This is a genomic window from Klebsiella sp. B345, from assembly GCF_051131735.1.
Classification (GTDB): domain Bacteria; phylum Pseudomonadota; class Gammaproteobacteria; order Enterobacterales; family Enterobacteriaceae; genus Klebsiella.
In genome coordinates this window covers 2909447-2928254 of record NZ_CP180443.1, presented here as the reverse complement: position 1 = coordinate 2928254, position 18808 = coordinate 2909447, and the positions used below count along the sequence as shown (strand labels likewise).

Here is an 18808-nt window from a genome sequence, read left to right as displayed (position 1 = left end):
GCTGCGCGTTAAACCGGCTGCTGATGACGGCTGAAGCGTGAAGCCAGCGGCAGCCAGCACAGCAGAATCAGCAGCCCCATCAGCATCATCAGTAACCCCAGGCTGCTCTGACCGGTCTGCGGCATCATTGCCGAGAGCCAGGCCAGCACGCCGGAGCCAATATTTTGCAGCCCGCCAACCAGCGCACCCGCCGTCCCGGCGAGGAACGGGAACGGCTCCATCGCGCCGCTGGTCGCGAGCGGGAACAGCATGCCGGCGCCAAAGAAAAACAGCGCCGCGGGCACCAGCAGCGTCCAGACGGTCATGACGCCCATCAGTCCAGGGATCCACATCATCACCCCCGCCAGAAGACAGCAGATGACCGATTGCCACATCAGGGTCGAGAAGCGTTTATTCGGACGCCCGGCAAACCAGGCCCCGAAGAAGGCCGCTGGAATCGGCAGGATAAACAGAATACTGACCGCCATGCTGCTTAAGCCCAGTACGGCGCCCAGCAGCACCCCGGAGCAGGCCTCAAATACGGCGATACCCGCCAGCCCGCCAATTAACATCAGCAGATAGCAGTTAAATGCAGTATTGCCGAAAAGCGTCTTATAGCTGGTGGCCAGTCGGGTTCGTGGCGCGCCGACCGGGCGCGTTTCCGGCATCCAGCGTGCCATGCTGAAGGTCACCACTGCGCACAGGATCAACAGGAAAGCGTAGCAGGCACGCCAGCTCCACACGGTATTGAGGATCCCGCCAATCAGCGGTGCCAGCAGCGGGCTGACAAGAATCCCCATATTTAACAGGCTATTGGCGTGTCTGAGTTGGCTACCTTCATACAGGTCACGCGGTAGGGTACGCGCCATGACGCCACCAACACCGGTTCCCATACCCTGAATAGCGCTGGCGATAATCAGCACCGTCAAGCTGTGGGTGGTGATGGCAACCAGTGTCGCCAGCATAAAAATAGACATCCCAATGAGGATCACCGGACGTCGTCCCACGCGGTCAGACAGCGGGCCGTAGAAAAGTTGTGATACGCCATAGGTCAGCAGATAGGCGGCCATTACGCTTTGCACCGCACCCTCGCGGGCGTTCAGCGAAATAGCCATATCGGCGATCGCCGGAATATAAATGGTCTGCGCCATCTGGCCTACGGCCACCAGCACGACCAGCATCAACAACAAAGTGAAATTCTTATGCCGTTTCATGTCGATGAATACTTTGATAATGGAAGTAAATTAAGAATATGTGACTGGCACACCCCTTTAATGCTGGAGGAATCTACCACATAAAAATGACAGTACAACCACATGACGAGGATTGGTGGGGAATGCCAGGCAGGTTTTGTAAACAATAATCGGCAACAAATGTTGCCATTCTGCGTCAGGAGAGACGCAGCAGAATAGCCCCGGCCGCAATACCGCAGGCAGCCACAATACGCAGGGCAATAAGCTTCTCTTTAAGCAGCACCAAAGCGATGATGGCGCCGAATAAAATAGAGGTTTCTCGAAGCGCCGCGACCACCGCCAGTGGCGCCTGGGTCATGGCCCACAGCGCCAGGCCATACGACCCCATGGTGCTCAGCCCACCGATCAGCCCGGTTTTCCAGTGCTGGCGCAGATAGCGGCTGGCTTCCCGCCGACGGGCGACCATTGACCAGCTCAGCAAACAGAAGCCGTTCATAAAGAAGGACCACAGCGTGTAGCCCAGCGCGGTGCCCGACAGGCGAACCCCGGTGCCATCCACCAGCGTGTAGCCGGCAATAAAGCAGGCGTTGGTCAGCGCGAGGATGATACCGGTGCGGGAGCTGGCGCGGCCGTTAAAGGCCATCGCAAGGATCGCCAGGCAGATCACGGCAATACCGCTCCAGGCCAGCGGTGACAGCGAATCGCCGAGCACGGCGACGCTGACAATCGCCACCAACAGCGGCGCGGTGCCGCGCATCAGCGGGTAGGTCTGGCTCATATCCGAGACCTGATAGGTTTTGGCCACCAGCACGGTGTAGACTACTTGTAAGGCGCTGGAGAGGACCAGATACGGTGCGCTGGCCAGAGTGGGCTGCGGCACGAAAGGCAGTGCGACCATAGCGATCAGCGCGGCAGAACCGCTCACGCCGATTGCGGCGTACATCTTATCGCCGCTGGCTTTGACGATGGCATTCCAGCTGGCATGCAGCAGGGCGGCGAACAGCAGAATGCAGAAAACGCTAATGGTCATCGTAGGAGACGGTTAGTGGCTGTGTCCTGGCACTGTAACACGGGCGTTTTCCACCAGCCAGCGGCCCTTAAAGCGAACAGAACAGGCGATGCGTGACCCGCGGCTCATCATAAATCGGACGGAACCCCAGAGTTTCATAAAAGGGCCACGCTGACGACGGCGCATGGGTATTGAGAAAATCGAACCAGTGGCCGGAATGGGTTATCACCGATACCAGCAACTGTTGCCCGACACGCTGGCGACGCGAAGCTTCGCGGATATATAAATGGCGAATACGCCCGGCCCGCGGTTGTAGGCTGAACGGGTCAACATTCAGCCCGCAGACCCCCACCAGCTGCCCGGCAACAAAGGCGCCCAGTAGTTTCTCGCCCGGTGCATTAAAGCGGTTTTTGCCGCTTTGCCAGTTCTCCGTCAGACGACGCAGCATGGCAAATTGTTGCTCCAGGCTTTCTCTGCGCAGGGCAAGAAAGCCGGGGGTCTCCGGGGTGACCGGGCGAATCAACAACGGTGGCATGGTTTTCTCCAGTTAGTCAGCATCAGATGACGGGTCACCGCCTGTAGAGGGGCGGTTTCCCGCCCCTCTCAGCTGCGACTTGAACCTGAATCAGCGTGGCTGTCTCAGGACTGCATCAAGCAGTTGCAACACGGCAACCATGAGTCTCAGGATAAGAACAATAATATCCATCGCGCCCATACGCGTCTCCTCTGGTAGAGGAGCACGACCCGCTGGCGTACCTTTCCGCCGCCTGTTGCCAGCGAGGGGATACGCCGCCCGCCCGGGTACGTTGGTGTGCCCGGAACACAGTGGCGTATTTGTTGACGTAACACAGTGTGCTCTCTCGGGGTTAAGGCGCTGACGGCACCACCCGTTTCAGCCAGGACTTCATTGCGCCGGTAAAACATGCGGCCCCGAATCACACAACGTGTACGCATTCAGTATAAACAAATACTGTATATTTAAACAGTATTTTCTGGACAATCTGGCTCCCGCCTTCCATACTCTATTTCGGCGACAACCGCGTGAAAATTGCGTGAACGCCGGCGCGCGCGTATACTTTCAACGTTGACGTAATACAGTGTACTTGCGGTCACCAGCCGTAAACATGCTGACAAAAACCTCGCTGCGGCGGGGTTTTTTGTTTTTGTGCATCAGACGAAAAATTGTGATCCCTTACGCAAATACTCGTGGATGAAAATAATTCCGTTGTGTAATGGCGGCAGCTGTGTTTGTATAAATTCAGTTAATTTTTCGCACAACAGGTCCCTAATGAACACTTCCATTCTGACGTCGACTCTACTAAAAACCGCGCCTGCCGCGGTGGTCGTCGTGCGTGTGGTGGTCGTCGTCGGCAATGCGCCGTAGGGTCCGGAACAACACGATTCCAAACCCCGCCGGCGCAAACCGAGCGGGGTTTTTTTTCGACACTCGCCCGGTAAGTCGGCCCAGAATAAAAGGACTGGAGCATGGCAAGTTCGGGCACAACATCAGAAAAAATGCGCTTCACCGGCGCGCAGTTAGTTGTTCATTTACTGGAGCGTCAAGGGATCACCACCGTTGCGGGTATCCCGGGCGGCTCGATTCTCCCTATCTATGATGCATTAAGCCAAAGCACGCAGATCCGTCACGTTCTGGCGCGTCACGAGCAGGGCGCGGGTTTTATCGCCCAGGGGATGGCGCGTACCGAAGGTAAACCCGCGGTCTGTATGGCCTGTAGCGGGCCGGGCGCCACCAACCTGATCACCGCCATCGCAGATGCCCGCCTGGACTCCATTCCGCTGGTCTGTATTACCGGCCAGGTGCCGGCATCGATGATCGGTACCGACGCGTTCCAGGAAGTCGACACCTACGGTATCTCTATCCCCATCACGAAACACAACTACCTGGTCCGCGATATCGCTGAACTGCCGCAGGTGATGAGCGACGCGTTTCGCATCGCGCAGTCCGGCCGCCCGGGTCCGGTGTGGATAGATATTCCTAAGGATGTGCAGACCGCAACCATCGAGCTGGCGGTGTTGCCGGAGCCTGGTACTCGCGCGCCGACCCCGACGTTCGACAGCACCAGCGTTCAGGATGCGGCAGCGATGATCAATGCGGCGCAGCGTCCGGTACTGTATCTGGGCGGCGGCGTGATTAACGCCGGGGATCAGGTTCGCGCGCTGGCTGAAAAAGCCAACCTGCCCACCACCCTGACCCTGATGGCGCTGGGTATGCTGCCAAAAGCGCACCCGCTCTCATTGGGCATGCTGGGTATGCACGGCGCGCGCAGCACCAACTTTATCCTGCAAGAATCTGATTTACTGATTGTTTTAGGCGCGCGTTTTGATGACCGGGCGATTGGTAAAACCGAGCAGTTCTGCCCGAATGCGAAAATTATTCACGTTGATATCGATCGTTCCGAGCTGGGCAAAATCAAGCAGCCGCACGTCGCGATTCAGGGGGACGTTGCTGATGTTCTGGCGCAGCTGATCCCGCTGGTAGCCTCGCAGCCGCGTGACGAGTGGCGCCAGCTGGTGGCGGCCCTGCAACGCGAGTTTCCGTCCACCATTCCGCAGCAGTGCGATCCGCTGGCCCACTACGGGCTGATCAATGCCGTGGCCGCCTGTGTCGATGACGAGGCGATCGTGACCACCGACGTTGGCCAGCACCAGATGTGGGTTGCCCAGGCCTATCCTCTGAACCGTCCGCGCCAGTGGCTGACCTCCGGCGGGCTGGGAACCATGGGCTTTGGCCTGCCGGCAGCAGTGGGTGCCGCGCTGGCTAATCCTCAACGTAAAGTGATCTGCTTCTCTGGTGACGGTAGCCTGATGATGAACATTCAGGAAATGGCCACCGCGGCGGAGAATCAGCTGGATGTTAAAATCATCCTGATGAATAACGAAGCGCTGGGGCTGGTGTATCAGCAGCAGAGCCTGTTCTATCAGCAGGGCGTTTTTGCCGCCACCTACCCGGGGATGATCAACTTCATGCAGATTGCCGCCGGTTTTGGTCTGCAAACCTGTGATTTAAATAACGAAGCCGACCCGCAGGCGGCACTGCAGGCGATCATTGACCGTCCTGGCCCGGCCCTGATTCACGTGCGCATTGATGCAGAAGAGAAAGTCTATCCGATGGTGCCGCCGGGAGCGGCAAATACAGAAATGGTGGGGGAATAAACCATGCAACAGCAGACTCATGACAACGTTATTCTGGAACTCACCGTCCGCAACCACCCAGGGGTAATGACCCACGTTTGCGGGCTGTTCGCCCGCCGCGCGTTTAACGTGGAAGGCATTCTCTGTTTGCCGATTCAGAACAGTAACCACAGCCGAATCTGGCTACTGGTCAACGATGACCAGCGGCTAGGGCAGATGATCAGCCAGATTGAAAAGCTGGAAGATGTGGTGAAGGTCGCGCGTAACCAGTCTGACCCTTCGATGTTCAATAAAATAGCCGTCTTCTTTGAATGAGTTACTCGCTCTCAGTATCCGGCGTGATAACGTTGACCGAACCATTCCGGCAGTGGGTAGCATAATCTGCCGGTAATGGACGATCGCTGATCAGCACGTCAAATGCTGACAGCGGGGCGATGCTGGCAGGCGCCACATCGTCGAACAGCGCATAGCGCGCGAGCAGGATTTTTCGCAGACCGCGATCCATCGCTTTACGTTTGGTGGCGAGGTCTTCGGGGTTAAACCAGCTGACGCCAAAATGTTCGTGTACCCCGCTGGCGGAGATAAACACTTTCCGCGGATTCAGCGAATCCAGCGCCGAAGGGTTGCTGGTATCGTAGAACGCATCGCTTTTGGCCCGATAGGTACCGCCACACAAAATGGCGGTGGCGTTGGGCTTTTCATTCAGGGCCATAAACACCCGATGCGAGTAGCAAATGCCGGTAAAGGCAATGTCATCGGGGATCATATTGATAACCAGCGGCATTTCGCTGCCGTTATCAAAAAAGACCAGGTCGTTTTCACTCACCAGGCCCGCGGCGAGAATGGCAATCGGCAAATCGTCACGATGATGCGCCTGTTTTGGCGCAACGGTGGCGGTGAGCGACGGGGATGACGGCCTGTTTACCATCACCACGTAGCCGCCGAGCAGCGTAAGCGGCAGAGGCGAGTCACTTTCCTGGCTGAGATCCCGGCGGATGGTCATCACAGAGACCTCCAGCATACGCGCGGCCTCTTTAAGATGGATGCGGTCGGTTTTCTTCAGCAGTTCCATCAAGCGGCGTATACGTTCTTTTTGCTTGGTCTCCATTCACTCTCTCCGCAATTTATCTCGCAAATGTTCCTCTGGTAACATTTTTGGGCCTGAAGAAACATTCTGCATTCACATCACTATACTGTGAGCCAGCAGGAATTAAAAGCCTGATATATCGCGTTTTTATTAAAATAAATTCTTTTTTTCATCTTGTTATGATTTTTTTAGTTATCTTCTTTTTAATTTTTCGCCGTACTTCTCACTTTTCTGTGCGTGATAAATAAACAGATAATGATAGCGCAATCGCGATCATGGTCACAAATGGTACTAAAGTAACATGATAATGTTACGATAATATCATTGTTGTGTGATTGTTTCTGAGAGGTAGTAAAAATGGATATCGCGGTTATTGGCTCCAATATGGTGGATCTCATCACCTACACCAACCAGATGCCAAAAGAGGGCGAAACTCTTGAGGCACCGGCGTTCAAAATTGGCTGCGGTGGCAAAGGGGCAAACCAGGCCGTGGCGGCCGCCAAGCTCAACTCGAAAGTCATGATGCTGACCAAGGTGGGCGATGACATCTTTGCGGATAACACCATTCGCAATCTCGAATCCTGGGGCATCAATACCACCTATGTCGAAAAGGTCCCCTGCACCAGCAGTGGCGTGGCACCGATCTTCGTCAATGCCAACTCCAGCAACAGCATTCTTATTATTAAAGGTGCCAATAAATTTCTCTCACCAGAAGATATCGATCGCGCTGCCGATGATTTAAAAAAATGTCAGCTGATTGTTTTACAGCTTGAGGTCCAGCTGGAAACGGTTTATCACGCCATCGAGTTTGGCAAAAAGCACGGCATTGAAGTGTTATTAAACCCGGCGCCAGCATTGCGCGAATTAGATATGTCTTATGCCTGCAAGTGCGATTTCTTTGTCCCTAATGAAACCGAGCTTGAAATATTAACCGGCTTGCCGGTGGACTCTTACGATAATATTTGCCTCGCCGCCCGCAGCCTTATTGAAAGAGGTCTCAACAATATTATTGTGACCATGGGTGAGAAAGGCGCGCTATGGATGACCCGCGACCAGGAGGTCCACGTCCCGGCATTTAAGGTCAGCGCGGTGGATACCAGCGGCGCGGGTGACGCCTTTATCGGCTGTTTTGCCCACTACTATGTTCAGAGCGGAGATGTTGAATTCGCCATGAAAAAAGCCTCCCTGTTTGCCGCATTTAGCGTCACCGGAAAAGGCACCCAATCATCTTATCCCAGTATCGAGCAGTTTAATGAGTATCTGTCGTTAAACGAATAATCACCCTGCATGGTAAAAGGTAGCACTATGAACGATAAAAATATCATTCAGATGCCCGACGGCTATCTGAATAAAACCCCTCTGTTCCAGTTTATTTTGTTATCCTGCTTATTCCCGTTATGGGGATGTGCTGCTGCATTAAATGATATTTTAATTACGCAATTTAAAAGCGTCTTTGCATTAAGTAACTTTGCTTCTGCCCTGGTGCAAAGTGCATTTTATGGCGGCTATTTCTTAATTGCTATTCCGGCGTCATTAGTGATTAAAAATACCAGCTATAAAGTGGCGATTATGATTGGCCTGACGCTCTATATCGTCGGCTGTACGCTGTTTTTCCCGGCCTCGCACATGGCAACCTACACCATGTTCCTGGCCGCGATTTTCGCCATTGCCATTGGCCTGAGCTTCCTCGAGACCGCCGCGAACACCTACAGTTCGATGATCGGCCCGAAAAGCCACGCCACGCTGCGCCTGAACATCAGCCAGACCTTCTACCCGATCGGCGCGGCTGCCGGGATTTTATTGGGTAAATATCTGGTCTTTTCCGACGGTGAAAGCCTCGAAAAACAGATGGCGGGCATGAACGCTGAACAGATCCATCAGTTTAAAGTGCTGATGCTGGAAAACACCCTGGAGCCCTACAAGTACATGATTATGGTACTGGTGGTGGTGATGGTGCTGTTCCTGCTGACGCGCTTCCCGACCTGTAAAGTCGCGCAGACCGCAAACCATAAACGCCCGTCGGCGGCCGATACGCTGCGCTATCTGGCGAGCAACGCCCGTTTTCGTCGCGGAATTGCCGCTCAGTTCCTGTATGTCGGGATGCAGGTCACCGTTTGGTCGTTCACCATCCGCCTCGCGCTGGAACTGGGCGACATCAACGAGCGTGATGCCTCAACCTTTATGGTTTACAGCTTCGCCTGCTTCTTTATCGGCAAATTTGTCGCCAACATTTTAATGACCCGTTTCACGCCGGAAAAAGTGCTGATCCTCTACTCGGTCATCGGCGCGTTGTTCCTTGCCTACGTGGCGCTGGCGCCGAGCTTTAGCGCGGTGTACGTGGCGGTACTGGTCAGCGTACTGTTCGGACCGTGCTGGGCAACCATCTATGCCGGTACGCTGGATACGGTCGATAACGAACACACCGAAATGGCTGGCGCGGTGATTGTGATGGCGATTATCGGCGCTGCCGTGGTACCAGCGATTCAGGGCTTTATCGCCGACATGTTCCACTCTCTACAGCTCTCGTTCCTGGTGCCGATGCTGTGCTTCATCTACGTGGGCATCTATTTCTGGCGTGAGTGCAAAGTACGCCGCACGCTGACCGAAGCCACCGCATCCTGAGGAGTCTGTTGATGACGACACGTATACCGTTATGGCGCGCGCTCTTTCACGAGCAGCCGCGCACCCTTGTGGCCAATGATGACTTCACGGTCACCGCTTTTCGCTATACCAGCGGCGTAGAGGGGTTACGGGTGGAGAATGCCCGTGGCCATCTGGTGATTTTACCCTGGCTGGGGCAAATGATCTGGGACGCCGAATTTGATGGTCATGACCTGACCATGCGCAATATGTTCCACCAACCGAAGCCAGCCACCGAAGTGGTGGCGACCTATGGTTGCTTTGCTTTCCATTCGGGGCTGCTGGCAAACGGCTGCCCGTCGCCGGAGGACAACCATCCGCTGCATGGCGAAATGGCTTGCGCCGGGATGGATGAGGTCTGGCTGGAGCTGGAAGAGGACTGCCTGCGCGTGGCGGGGCGCTACGAATATGTGATGGGCTTTGGTCATCACTATGAGGCGCGACCGGCGGTGGTAGTACATAAAGCGAGCGCGCTGTTTGATATCCAGATGGCGGTGACCAACCTGGCGTCCGTCGCCATGCCGCTCCAGTACATGTGCCATATGAACTATGCCTACGTTGCGGGGGCGACCTTCAGCCAGAATATCCCCGACGAGGCGCTCTCGCTGCGCGAATCGGTCCCGGCTCATGTTCAGCCGACGGACTCATGGCTGGCGTTCAATCAGCGTCTGCTGCAGGGGGAAGCCTCGGTGGCGACATTAAATGAGCCGCAGTTCTATGACCCGGAGATCGTCTTTTTTGCCGATAAGCTGGATCGCTACACCGACAGCCCGGAATTTCGCATGATCGCACCCGATGGCACCACGTTCATCACGCGTTTCTCCAGCGCCGAGCTGAATTACGTCACTCGTTGGATCCTCTATAACGGCGATCAGCAGGTTGCTGCCTTCGCCCTGCCCGCCACCTGCCGACCGGAGGGCTTTCTGGCGGCACAGCGCAATGGCAGCCTGATATCACTGGCGCCGCAGGAGACCCGAACCTTCCTGGTTACCACTGGCATCGCCTGAGGCGGATAATACGGCTCAAGGCGGCAAGTCTGATAATCCTCAGGCGCTTACTTAAGTAAGTGCCTGAGGGAAGCAGACGCCGCTTGAAGGATGCAGTTTATATCGTTAAGGTAAGCGCGTTTTTTAACCCGCCAGGATACATCATGACCACCATTGCCCTTATTGACGATCATCTTATCGTCCGCTCCGGTTTTGCGCAGCTGCTGGGGCTGGAAGCTGATTTCCAGGTTGTCGCTGAGTTTGGCTCCGGCCGTGAGGCGCTGGCGGGGCTGCCCGGACGGGGTGTGCAGGTCTGTATTTGCGATATTTCGATGCCGGATATTTCCGGCCTCGAGCTGTTAAGTCAGCTGCCGAAAGGCATGGGGATCATCATGCTTTCGGTGCACGACAGCCCGGCGCTGGTGGAGCAGGCGCTGAATGCCGGCGCCCGCGGCTTTCTCTCCAAACGCTGCAGCCCGGATGAGCTGATTGCCGCGGTCAGAACCGTGGCGACCGGCGGTTGTTACCTGACGCCGGATATCGCCATGAAGCTGGCGTCCGGGCGGCGGGATCCGCTGACCAAGCGTGAACGCGAGGTGGCGGAAAAGCTGGCGCAGGGGATGGCGGTAAAAGAGATCGCCGCTGAACTGGGGCTGTCGCCGAAAACCGTGCACGTCCATCGCGCTAACCTGCTGGAAAAACTGGGCGTCAGCAACGACGTCGAGCTGGCGCGCCGTATGTTCGATAGCTGGCAATGAAAACATTTCTCTCCCGGCTGCTCTCGGTAATCGGCTGTTTCTTTATCTTTTCCGCCGCATGGTTCTGCCTGTGGAGTATCAGCCTGCACCTGGTCGCGCGCCCCGACCTTGCTGTATTGCTGTTTCCCTTTGGCCTGCGGCTCGGCCTGATGCTGCAGTGCCCGCGCGGTTACTGGCCGGTGCTGCTGGGCGCCGAGTGGCTGCTGATCTTCTGGCTGGCGCAGGAAGTGGCGCTGGCGCATCCGCTGATGCTGATGATCGGCGGCGTGCTGACCCTGCTGCCGGTGGCGCTGATTTCACGCTATCGCCACCAGCGCGACTGGCTCACGTTGTTACGCCAGGGGGGCGCGCTGATTGCCGCCGCGCTGCTGCAATCGCTGCCATGGACCGCGGAAGGGAGCGACGGGCTGAATGCGCTGCTGTTGACCCTCACCGGCGGCCTGACCCTGGCGCCGACCTGCCTGGTTATCTGGCACTATCTCACCAGCACCGTCTGGCAGCCGTTAGGCCCGTCGCTGGTGTCACAACCGATCAACTGGCGCGGGCGGCATCTTATCTGGTATCTGCTGCTGTTTACCGTCAGCCTGTGGCTCCAGCTGGGCTTACCTGCTGAACTCTCGCGTTTTACCCCCTTCTGCCTGGCGCTGCCGATTATCGCTCTGGCCTGGCACTACGGCTGGCAGGGGGCGCTAATCGCGACGCTGATGAACGCCATTGCCCTGATAGCCAGCCAGACCTGGCACGATCACCCGGTGGATTTACTGCTCTCGCTGCTGGCACAGAGCCTGACCGGGCTGCTGCTGGGGGCCGGGATCCAGCGCCTGCGTGAACTGAACCAGTCGCTGCAAAGCGAGCTGGCGCGTAACCGGCGACTGGCGGATCGACTGATGGAGACCGAAGAGAGCGTGCGCCGGGAAGTCGCGCGGGAGTTGCACGATGACATCGGTCAGACCATCACCGCCATCCGAACCCAGGCGGGGATTGTGCAACGCCTGGCGCCGCACAACGGCGGTGTGCAGCAGAGCGGACAGCTGATTGAACAGCTATCGCTGGGTGTCTACGATTCGGTGCGCCGCCTGCTGGGCCGGCTGCGCCCACGGCAGCTCGACGACCTGACCCTTGAACAGGCGGTGCGCTCGCTGATGCGCGAAATGGAGCTGGAAGATCGCGGGATGGTCAGCCATCTCGACTGGCGTATTGATGAGTCCGCCCTGCGTGAAAACCAGCGCGTCACCCTGTTCCGCGTCTGTCAGGAAGGGCTGAATAATATTGTTAAACACGCCAGCGCCAGCGCAGTGACGTTGCAGGGCTGGCAGCAGGACGGGCGGCTGATGCTGGTGCTGGAAGACGATGGCTGCGGACTGCCGCCGGGTAGCGGGCAGCCGGGCTTTGGCCTGACCGGCATGCGCGAGCGCGTCACCGCCCTGGGCGGAACCCTCACGATCTCCTGCACCCACGGTACCCGCGTTTGCGTCAACTTACCGCAACGTTATGTCTGAGGCGCGATGATGCTGAACTTGCTGAAATCCCCACCCGATGCCGCGCCGATTACCGATAAACAGGTGCTGGATGAGCGCTATCGCTACTGGCGGCGTCATATCCTGCTGACTATCTGGTTAGGGTATGCCCTGTTTTACTTCACCCGGAAAAGCTTTAACGCCGCGGTACCGGAAATCCTCGCCAGCAACGTCCTGACCCGCAGCGATATCGGCCTGCTGGCGACGCTGTTTTACATCACCTACGGGCTGTCGAAGTTTTTCTCCGGCATCGTCAGCGACCGCTCCAACGCCCGGTACTTTATGGGGCTGGGGCTGGTTGCTACCGGGGTGGTCAATATTCTGTTTGGTTTCTCCACCTCGCTGTGGGCCTTTGCCGTGCTGTGGGCGCTGAACGCCTTCTTTCAGGGCTGGGGTTCGCCGGTGTGCGCCCGACTGCTGACGGCCTGGTATTCGCGTACCGAGCGCGGCGGCTGGTGGGCGCTGTGGAATACCGCGCACAACGTCGGCGGGGCGTTGATCCCAATGGTGGTGGGCGCTGCGGCGCTGCACTATGGCTGGCGCGCCGGGATGATGATCGCCGGTACGCTGGCGATCCTCGCCGGGCTGTTTCTCTGCTGGCGGTTGCGCGACCGGCCCCAGGTTGTCGGGCTACCGGCGGTGGGCGACTGGCGTCATGACGAGCTGGAGATTGCCCAGCAGCAAGAAGGGGCGGGGCTAACGCGCAAAGAGATCCTCTACAAGTACGTGCTGGCAAACCCCTACATCTGGCTGCTGTCGCTGTGCTACGTGTTGGTTTATGTGGTGCGGGCGGCGATTAATGACTGGGGCAATCTCTACATGTCGGAGACGCTCGGCGTCGATCTGGTGACCGCCAACTCGGCGGTGACGATGTTTGAACTGGGCGGGTTTATTGGCGCGCTGGTCGCCGGTTGGGGATCGGATAAGCTGTTTAACGGCAACCGCGGGCCGATGAACCTGATTTTTGCCGCCGGGATTTTGCTGTCGGTCGGCGGCTTATGGCTGATGCCCTTCGCCAGCTACGTGATGCAGGCAGCCTGCTTCTTCACCACCGGCTTCTTCGTGTTTGGCCCGCAGATGCTGATTGGCATGGCGGCGGCGGAGTGTTCCCACAAAGCGGCGGCAGGCGCGGCCACCGGGTTCGTCGGACTGTTTGCCTACCTCGGCGCCTCGCTCTCAGGTTGGCCGCTGGCACAGGTGCTCGAGCGCTGGCACTGGACTGGTTTTTTCGTGGTCATTGCCATTGCCGCCGGGATTTCCGCGCTGCTGCTGCTGCCGTTTTTAAACGCCCAGGCACCGCGAACGCCGCACGAAGCGTGATGCACCTCACTGTTTTACCCTATTCGGGGCAAAACTAAGACATTTTCCCGGTTTCGCCTGGACGCTGTCTCAGGCCAGTCGCACCGCGGCTTTTTACAATGCCTGCCATTCGCAGGTATAAAAATTAGCCCGGAGTGTCCTATGTTGGCCTTCTTAAACCAGGTGCGTAAACCGACCCTGGATCTGCCGCTCGATGTGCGGCGCAAGATGTGGTTCAAACCGTTCATGCAGTCCTATCTGGTGGTCTTTATTGGCTACCTGACCATGTATCTGATCCGCAAAAACTTTAACATTGCCCAGAATGACATGATCTCCACCTACGGGTTGAGCATGACCCAACTGGGGATGATCGGTCTTGGTTTCTCGATCACCTACGGGGTGGGGAAAACGCTGGTTTCCTACTATGCGGACGGCAAGAACACCAAGCAGTTCCTGCCGTTTATGCTGATCCTCTCCGCCATCTGCATGCTCGGCTTTAGCGCCAGCATGGGGGCCGGTTCTACCAGCTTGTTCCTGATGATCGCCTTCTATGCGCTGAGCGGATTCTTCCAGAGCACCGGCGGCTCCTGTAGCTATTCAACCATTACCAAATGGACCCCGCGGCGTAAGCGCGGGACGTTCCTTGGCTTCTGGAATATCTCGCACAACCTCGGTGGTGCGGGTGCGGCGGGCGTAGCGCTGTTCGGGGCGAACTATTTGTTCGACGGCCACGTCATCGGCATGTTCATCTTCCCGTCGATTATCGCGCTGATTGTCGGCTTTATCGGCCTGCGTTTTGGCAGCGACTCCCCGGAATCCTACGGCCTCGGCAACGCCGAAGAGCTGTTTGGCGAAGAGATTAGCGAAGAAGATAAAGAGACCGAAGAGAACGCCATGACCAAATGGCAGATTTTCGTCGAGTACGTGCTGAAAAACAAAGTCATCTGGCTGCTGTGCTTCTCCAACATCTTCCTCTACGTGGTGCGTATCGGTATCGACCAGTGGTCGACGGTTTATGCCTTCCAGGAGCTGAAGCTGTCTAAAGAGGTGGCGATTCAGGGCTTTACCCTGTTTGAGGTGGGTGCGCTGGTGGGCACGCTGCTGTGGGGCTGGCTGTCAGATCTGGCGAACGGCCGTCGTGCGCTGGTGGCCTGTGTCGCGCTGGCGTTAATCATCGCCACTCTCGGCGTCTATCAGCACGCCAGCAACCAGTACGTCTACCTGATGTCGCTGTTTGCTTTAGGTTTCCTGGTCTTTGGCCCGCAGCTGCTGATCGGGGTTGCCGCGGTGGGCTTCGTGCCGAAAAAAGCGATTGGGGCAGCAGATGGTATCAAAGGCACCTTCGCCTATCTGATCGGCGACAGCTTCGCCAAGCTGGGGCTGGGGATGATTGCCGACGGCACGCCGGTGTTTGGCCTGACCGGCTGGGCCGGCACCTTTGCGGCGCTGGACGCGGCAGCCATCGGCTGTATCTGCCTGATGGCTATCGTGGCAGTCTTCGAAGAACGTAAAATTCGCCGCGAGAAAAAGAAACAGATTTTGCAGACCGCCGAGTGATGGCGTATTGGTAACCTTGCCCGGCCTTAGCGCCGGGCTTTTTTTATCTCTCCAGCTGGGCCGTCTGGTGCAGCAGCTCCCGCAGCCACTGCTGCGCGGGGTCGCGGTGGCTACGTTCGTGCCAGGCCATGCTTTTGGTAAAGCCGGGGATTGCCAGCGGCGGTGGGGCGATGTGCATCCCGCTCGCCATTTTCGCCAGCCGACGCGGCACCACCGCAATCATATCGCTGACCGCCAGCACCTCCGGCAGCACCAGAAAACTGCTCACCGACAGCCCCACCCGCCGCGAACGTCCCAGCGCCGCCAGCGCCTCATCGGTCACGCCACGAAAGCTATCGCCCTGCCAGGAGACCAGCACGTGCTCCAGCGCGCAGAACCGATCCAGGGTTAACGGCACCGCAGCCTGAGGGTGGTCCGCGCGCATCAGACACACGTACTCTTCCTGATACAGCGCCCGGCTGTGCAGCTCGGGGGGCGTGGAGCGGGGCGTCAGCAGGGCAATATCAACATCCCCGCGTTCGGTTTGGCTGAACAGGGTCTGCGGTGATTCCGGAATAATACGCACCCGGATACCGGGAGCCAGGGGCTTTAGCGCGGCGATAAACGGAACAATCACCGCCTTCAGCGCATAATCGGTGGCGGCTATCGTCCAGGTTAATTCGGCCCGTTGCGGATCGAAAATGGCTGGCTGCAGCAGCGCGTCGGCATCCGCCAGCAGCTGCTTTACCGGCAACGCCAGCGCCTGCGCGCGCAGGGTCGGCACCATACCGTGTGGGGCGCGGACAAACAGCGGGTCGTTAAAAGCGTCCCGCAGGCGCGTCAGCATGCCGCTGACCGCCGGCTGGGTCAGCGAAAGCCGCGCCGCTGCTCGGGTCACGCTACGTTCATCGAGGAGCGCGTCCAGTGCTTTCAGCAGATTCAGATCGAGGTTTCTGATATCAGATTTCATGATGGCCATCCGCAGCGACGATAAGTCACATTATGGTACGCCGGGGAGTCGACAGCGCGCAAATTCCCATTATGATAGTGAGGATGCGGGATACCCTCACTCATTCAGGTTACAGGAAAGCGGCAAGGGAGCGGCTCCCCTGAGGCAGAGATAACGTCTGGCCGGGGTGAACGCGCGTAGCCAACGCATCTGCAGTGTGAAGTATGACGGATAGAGAATGAGAGGATGAATGGTCTGGATAGGATTGGCCACGCTGGTGGTCGTATTTGTTGTCGGTTTTCGGGTACTTACCTCTGATTCACGCCGTGCGGTTCGCCGCCTGAGCGAGCGCCTGGGCATTACCCCGGAGCCACTGGAATCGATGATCGATGCGCTGGGGAAAACCGCCGGTCACGAGTATCTGCGTTATCTTGAGCGCCCCAACGAGGCGCATCTGCAAAACGCCGCCCAGGTTCTGCTGATCTGGCAGGTGGGGATCGTCGATGGCAGCGAGCGCAATCTGCACTACTGGTATCGGCTGATGCAAAAGGCCCGCCTGGCGGCGCCGATCACCGACGCCCAGATCCGTCTGGCTCAGGGGTTTTTACGCGAGCTGGACCCGGAACTGAGCGATATTGTCCTGCTACAACAGCGCTATAACGCCTTGTTTTTACCGGAAGATGGCGTCCACTGGCTGCACTGATATCACCGCATGTGATAATCATCATCAATGATGATGATTAGATTTATATCACCTCCCGGCAGATGATTGACCTCGTTAAAGCTCACCGTTACGAGGTCTCTTATGAAACAGTCAATGCACCAAAGCGCTATCGTCTGGCCGGAAGATTACCTGCCGGGGACAACCGATAACTTTGCCTCCAATGAAATCATCGTCAGCGGTCTGACCGCGGCGGAAATCTGGGCGCAGCTCGACGACACCACCCTATGGCCCACCTACTACAGCAACGTGGCCGATATCCGTTTTCATGACGGCAGCGGCCCGACGCTGAGCGCCAACGCCCGCTTTCGTTTTTCAACCTTCGGCTTCCCGATTGAAGCGCAGGTGACCGAATATGTCCCGCCAGTGGCCGGACAGGCAGCACGCATCGCGTGGCATGGTTGGGCAGAAGGGGATGCTACCACGCGACTGGACGTGATCCACGCCTGGCTGTTCGAAGATTTGCCCGGCGGTCGCGTGCGGATTCTGACCCAGGAGTCACAGAAAGGAGCGCCGGCACAGGCGCTGGCGCAGACCCTGCCGAACCCGATGATCAACGGCCATCAGGAGTGGATTTGCGGCCTGGCCACGGCGGCCAAAAACGCACAGCGCGGCTAATTTAGCATTCTGTGCGCTGGCAAGCCTTGTCTGATAGGCTTGCCAGCCGTTTTACCGGTAATAATCAAGCTTCACGTGATTGAATTGTTAAATTAGTCACACACAAAATGTTACACTGCGCAGCTTTTCCGCTCTCCAACCATGCAGGTAACCCATGACGTCTTCAAATGCCTCCACGCCACATGCTCACCAGACTGCGCGACCGAACTGGTCGGCGGTATTTGCGGTGGCCTTCTGCGTGGCCTGCCTGATTACCGTGGAGTTTTTACCGGTTAGCTTGCTCACGCCGATGGCTCAGGATTTAGGTATCTCTGAAGGGGTCGCCGGGCAGTCGGTCACCACGACCGCTTTTGTGGCGATGTTTTCCAGCCTGTTTATTACCTCGATTATCCGCAGCACCGACCGTCGCTACGTGGTCATTCTGTTTTCCGTGCTGCTGACCCTCTCGTGCCTGCTGGTCTCTTTTGCTAACAGCTTTACCTTGCTGCTGCTGGGCCGTGCCTGTCTGGGGCTGGCGCTGGGCGGCTTCTGGGCGATGTCGGCTTCGCTGACGATGCGCCTTGTGCCGATGCGGGTGGTGCCGAAAGCGCTGTCGATTATCTTTGGCGCGGTGTCGATTGCGCTGGTGATCGCCGCGCCGCTGGGCAGCTTCCTCGGCGGGATTATCGGCTGGCGTAATGTTTTTAACGCTGCGGCGGTGATGGGTGTGGTGTGTACGATTTGGGTGATCAAGGCGTTGCCTTCATTGCCGGGCGAATCACCGTCACAGCAGCAAAATATGTTTGGCTTGTTAAAGCGCCCCGGCGTGATGGCCGGCATGTGCGCCATCTTTATGGCCTTTGCCGGGCAGTTTTCCTTCTTTACCTATATCCGCCCGGTGTTTATGAACCTCGCCGGCTTTGATGTTTCTGGCCTGACGCTGGTGCTGCTGAGCTTCGGCATTGCCAGCTTTGTCGGGACATCGCTCTCCTCCGTGCTGCTCAAGCGCTCGGTGAAAGCGGCGCTGGCGATTGCGCCGGTGGTGCTGGCTGTCAGCGCGGCGGTGCTGGTGCTGTGGGGCGAAAGCAAAATTGTGGCCTCGACGGTGGCGATTATCTGGGGCCTCGCCTTCGCGTTGATTCCGGTGGGCTGGTCAACGTGGATCACTCGCTCTCTTGCCGATCAGGCGGAAAAAGCCGGGTCGATTCAGGTGGCGGTGATCCAGCTGGCAAACACTTGCGGTGCGGCGGTGGGCGGCGTGGCGCTGGACCATCTCGGTCTGCTGTCGCCGCTGATGATCTCCGGGGCCTTAATGCTGCTGACCGGGCTACTGGTTGCCACCAAAGTCCGGGTCTAACCTGTCGCCCAGGCACGGCGTTACGGC

At 57.7% G+C, this 18808-nt stretch carries 18 protein-coding genes and 1 pseudogene; 13 read left to right on the top strand and 6 right to left on the bottom strand.

What is annotated here, in order from left to right; genetic code table 11:
* Nucleotides 1–8: 8 nt before the first annotated feature.
* The 4 genes and pseudogenes from emrD to tisB all read right to left on the bottom strand — a co-directional run.
* Complete coding sequence (gene emrD, locus ACMYSO_RS13795) at nucleotides 9–1193, bottom strand: multidrug efflux MFS transporter EmrD (protein WP_123757016.1); 1185 nt, start codon at nucleotides 1191–1193, stop codon at nucleotides 9–11.
* Nucleotides 1194–1368: 175 nt separating this feature from the next.
* Nucleotides 1369–2202: an EamA family transporter gene (locus ACMYSO_RS13790; RefSeq protein ID WP_434665323.1), complete on the bottom strand. Its 834-nt coding sequence runs from the start codon at nucleotides 2200–2202 to the stop codon at nucleotides 1369–1371.
* 67 nt (nucleotides 2203–2269) lie between these two features.
* A complete protein-coding gene (locus tag ACMYSO_RS13785) occupies nucleotides 2270–2716 on the bottom strand; it encodes a GNAT family N-acetyltransferase (protein WP_434665321.1) in 447 nt (148 codons plus the stop codon).
* A 90-nt stretch (nucleotides 2717–2806) separates the two neighbouring features.
* A pseudogene (gene tisB / locus ACMYSO_RS13780) lies at nucleotides 2807–2921 on the bottom strand (type I toxin-antitoxin system toxin TisB); the annotation flags it as partial.
* A gap of 548 nt (nucleotides 2922–3469) precedes the next feature.
* On the opposite strand from tisB, the gene ivbL reads away from it, so the two are divergent.
* The 3 genes from ivbL to ilvN all read left to right on the top strand — a co-directional run bounded on the left by ivbL (nucleotide 3470) and on the right by ilvN (nucleotide 5649).
* Nucleotides 3470–3565 (top strand): ilvB operon leader peptide IvbL, encoded by a 96-nt coding sequence (gene ivbL, locus ACMYSO_RS13775; RefSeq protein WP_123757020.1) that lies wholly within the window; start codon nucleotides 3470–3472, stop codon nucleotides 3563–3565.
* A gap of 101 nt (nucleotides 3566–3666) precedes the next feature.
* Nucleotides 3667–5355, top strand: coding sequence for an acetolactate synthase large subunit (ilvB, locus tag ACMYSO_RS13770; RefSeq protein ID WP_434665319.1), 1689 nt, complete (start codon nucleotides 3667–3669; stop codon nucleotides 5353–5355).
* Nucleotides 5356–5358: 3 nt separating this feature from the next.
* Nucleotides 5359–5649: an acetolactate synthase small subunit gene (ilvN, locus tag ACMYSO_RS13765; RefSeq protein WP_123757022.1), complete on the top strand. Its 291-nt coding sequence runs from the start codon at nucleotides 5359–5361 to the stop codon at nucleotides 5647–5649.
* A 1-nt stretch (nucleotide 5650) separates the two neighbouring features.
* On the opposite strand, the gene ACMYSO_RS13760 is transcribed toward ilvN, so the two are convergent.
* Entirely contained in the window at nucleotides 5651–6442 is a 792-nt protein-coding gene (locus ACMYSO_RS13760) for a DeoR family transcriptional regulator (protein WP_434665318.1), read from the bottom strand.
* A gap of 336 nt (nucleotides 6443–6778) precedes the next feature.
* On the opposite strand from ACMYSO_RS13760, the gene rbsK reads away from it, so the two are divergent.
* From rbsK to uhpT, 7 genes are all read left to right on the top strand, one after another.
* Nucleotides 6779–7699 carry a ribokinase gene (gene rbsK / locus ACMYSO_RS13755; protein ID WP_123757024.1) on the top strand — a complete coding sequence of 307 codons (921 nt, stop codon included), beginning with the start codon at nucleotides 6779–6781 and terminating at the stop codon, nucleotides 7697–7699.
* A gap of 27 nt (nucleotides 7700–7726) precedes the next feature.
* Nucleotides 7727–9043 (top strand): L-fucose:H+ symporter permease, encoded by a 1317-nt coding sequence (gene fucP, locus ACMYSO_RS13750; protein WP_434582424.1) that lies wholly within the window; start codon nucleotides 7727–7729, stop codon nucleotides 9041–9043.
* An 11-nt stretch (nucleotides 9044–9054) separates the two neighbouring features.
* A complete protein-coding gene (locus ACMYSO_RS13745) occupies nucleotides 9055–10068 on the top strand; it encodes an aldose 1-epimerase family protein (RefSeq protein WP_434665316.1) in 1014 nt (337 codons plus the stop codon).
* Nucleotides 10069–10211: 143 nt separating this feature from the next.
* Nucleotides 10212–10805 carry a transcriptional regulator UhpA gene (uhpA, locus tag ACMYSO_RS13740; protein WP_434665313.1) on the top strand — a complete coding sequence of 198 codons (594 nt, stop codon included), beginning with the start codon at nucleotides 10212–10214 and terminating at the stop codon, nucleotides 10803–10805.
* 17 nt (nucleotides 10806–10822) lie between these two features.
* Nucleotides 10823–12304, top strand: a complete 1482-nt coding sequence (gene uhpB, locus ACMYSO_RS13735) for a signal transduction histidine-protein kinase/phosphatase UhpB (protein ID WP_434670811.1) — start codon at nucleotides 10823–10825, stop codon at nucleotides 12302–12304.
* A 9-nt stretch (nucleotides 12305–12313) separates the two neighbouring features.
* Nucleotides 12314–13642: an MFS transporter gene (locus tag ACMYSO_RS13730; protein WP_434670810.1), complete on the top strand. Its 1329-nt coding sequence runs from the start codon at nucleotides 12314–12316 to the stop codon at nucleotides 13640–13642.
* 141 nt (nucleotides 13643–13783) lie between these two features.
* Complete coding sequence (gene uhpT / locus ACMYSO_RS13725; protein ID WP_434665311.1) at nucleotides 13784–15178, top strand: hexose-6-phosphate:phosphate antiporter; 1395 nt, start codon at nucleotides 13784–13786, stop codon at nucleotides 15176–15178.
* A gap of 43 nt (nucleotides 15179–15221) precedes the next feature.
* Here uhpT and ACMYSO_RS13720 read toward each other — a convergent pair whose 3' ends face one another.
* Entirely contained in the window at nucleotides 15222–16127 is a 906-nt protein-coding gene (locus tag ACMYSO_RS13720) for a LysR family transcriptional regulator (protein ID WP_434665308.1), read from the bottom strand.
* Nucleotides 16128–16356: 229 nt separating this feature from the next.
* Here ACMYSO_RS13720 and ACMYSO_RS13715 point away from each other — a divergent pair, with 229 nt between their 5' ends.
* The 3 genes from ACMYSO_RS13715 to nepI all read left to right on the top strand — a co-directional run bounded on the left by ACMYSO_RS13715 (nucleotide 16357) and on the right by nepI (nucleotide 18781).
* The gene (locus tag ACMYSO_RS13715; RefSeq protein WP_434665306.1) at nucleotides 16357–16809 is read left to right on the top strand and encodes a DUF1198 family protein; all 453 of its coding nucleotides are present in this window, start codon (nucleotides 16357–16359) and stop codon (nucleotides 16807–16809) included.
* Nucleotides 16810–16923: 114 nt separating this feature from the next.
* Nucleotides 16924–17445 carry an SRPBCC domain-containing protein gene (locus ACMYSO_RS13710; protein ID WP_434587078.1) on the top strand — a complete coding sequence of 174 codons (522 nt, stop codon included), beginning with the start codon at nucleotides 16924–16926 and terminating at the stop codon, nucleotides 17443–17445.
* Nucleotides 17446–17599: 154 nt separating this feature from the next.
* Nucleotides 17600–18781, top strand: coding sequence for a purine ribonucleoside efflux pump NepI (gene nepI, locus ACMYSO_RS13705; RefSeq protein ID WP_434665305.1), 1182 nt, complete (start codon nucleotides 17600–17602; stop codon nucleotides 18779–18781).
* Nucleotides 18782–18808 lie beyond the last annotated feature (27 nt).

What these genes read in the sequence shown, in the direction of transcription:
- emrD (WP_123757016.1), bottom strand. Translation starts at nt 1,193, where the DNA reads ATGAAACGGCATAAGAATTTCACTTTGTTGTTGATGCTGGTCGTGCTG.
- ACMYSO_RS13790 (WP_434665323.1), bottom strand. Translation starts at nt 2,202, where the DNA reads ATGACCATTAGCGTTTTCTGCATTCTGCTGTTCGCCGCCCTGCTGCAT.
- ACMYSO_RS13785 (WP_434665321.1), bottom strand. Translation starts at nt 2,716, where the DNA reads ATGCCACCGTTGTTGATTCGCCCGGTCACCCCGGAGACCCCCGGCTTT.
- ivbL (WP_123757020.1), top strand. Translation starts at nt 3,470, where the DNA reads ATGAACACTTCCATTCTGACGTCGACTCTACTAAAAACCGCGCCTGCC.
- ilvB (WP_434665319.1), top strand. Translation starts at nt 3,667, where the DNA reads ATGGCAAGTTCGGGCACAACATCAGAAAAAATGCGCTTCACCGGCGCG.
- ilvN (WP_123757022.1), top strand. Translation starts at nt 5,359, where the DNA reads ATGCAACAGCAGACTCATGACAACGTTATTCTGGAACTCACCGTCCGC.
- ACMYSO_RS13760 (WP_434665318.1), bottom strand. Translation starts at nt 6,442, where the DNA reads ATGGAGACCAAGCAAAAAGAACGTATACGCCGCTTGATGGAACTGCTG.
- rbsK (WP_123757024.1), top strand. Translation starts at nt 6,779, where the DNA reads ATGGATATCGCGGTTATTGGCTCCAATATGGTGGATCTCATCACCTAC.
- fucP (WP_434582424.1), top strand. Translation starts at nt 7,727, where the DNA reads ATGAACGATAAAAATATCATTCAGATGCCCGACGGCTATCTGAATAAA.
- ACMYSO_RS13745 (WP_434665316.1), top strand. Translation starts at nt 9,055, where the DNA reads ATGACGACACGTATACCGTTATGGCGCGCGCTCTTTCACGAGCAGCCG.
- uhpA (WP_434665313.1), top strand. Translation starts at nt 10,212, where the DNA reads ATGACCACCATTGCCCTTATTGACGATCATCTTATCGTCCGCTCCGGT.
- ACMYSO_RS13730 (WP_434670810.1), top strand. Translation starts at nt 12,314, where the DNA reads ATGCTGAACTTGCTGAAATCCCCACCCGATGCCGCGCCGATTACCGAT.
- uhpT (WP_434665311.1), top strand. Translation starts at nt 13,784, where the DNA reads ATGTTGGCCTTCTTAAACCAGGTGCGTAAACCGACCCTGGATCTGCCG.
- ACMYSO_RS13720 (WP_434665308.1), bottom strand. Translation starts at nt 16,127, where the DNA reads ATGAAATCTGATATCAGAAACCTCGATCTGAATCTGCTGAAAGCACTG.
- ACMYSO_RS13715 (WP_434665306.1), top strand. Translation starts at nt 16,357, where the DNA reads ATGGTCTGGATAGGATTGGCCACGCTGGTGGTCGTATTTGTTGTCGGT.
- ACMYSO_RS13710 (WP_434587078.1), top strand. Translation starts at nt 16,924, where the DNA reads ATGCACCAAAGCGCTATCGTCTGGCCGGAAGATTACCTGCCGGGGACA.
- nepI (WP_434665305.1), top strand. Translation starts at nt 17,600, where the DNA reads ATGACGTCTTCAAATGCCTCCACGCCACATGCTCACCAGACTGCGCGA.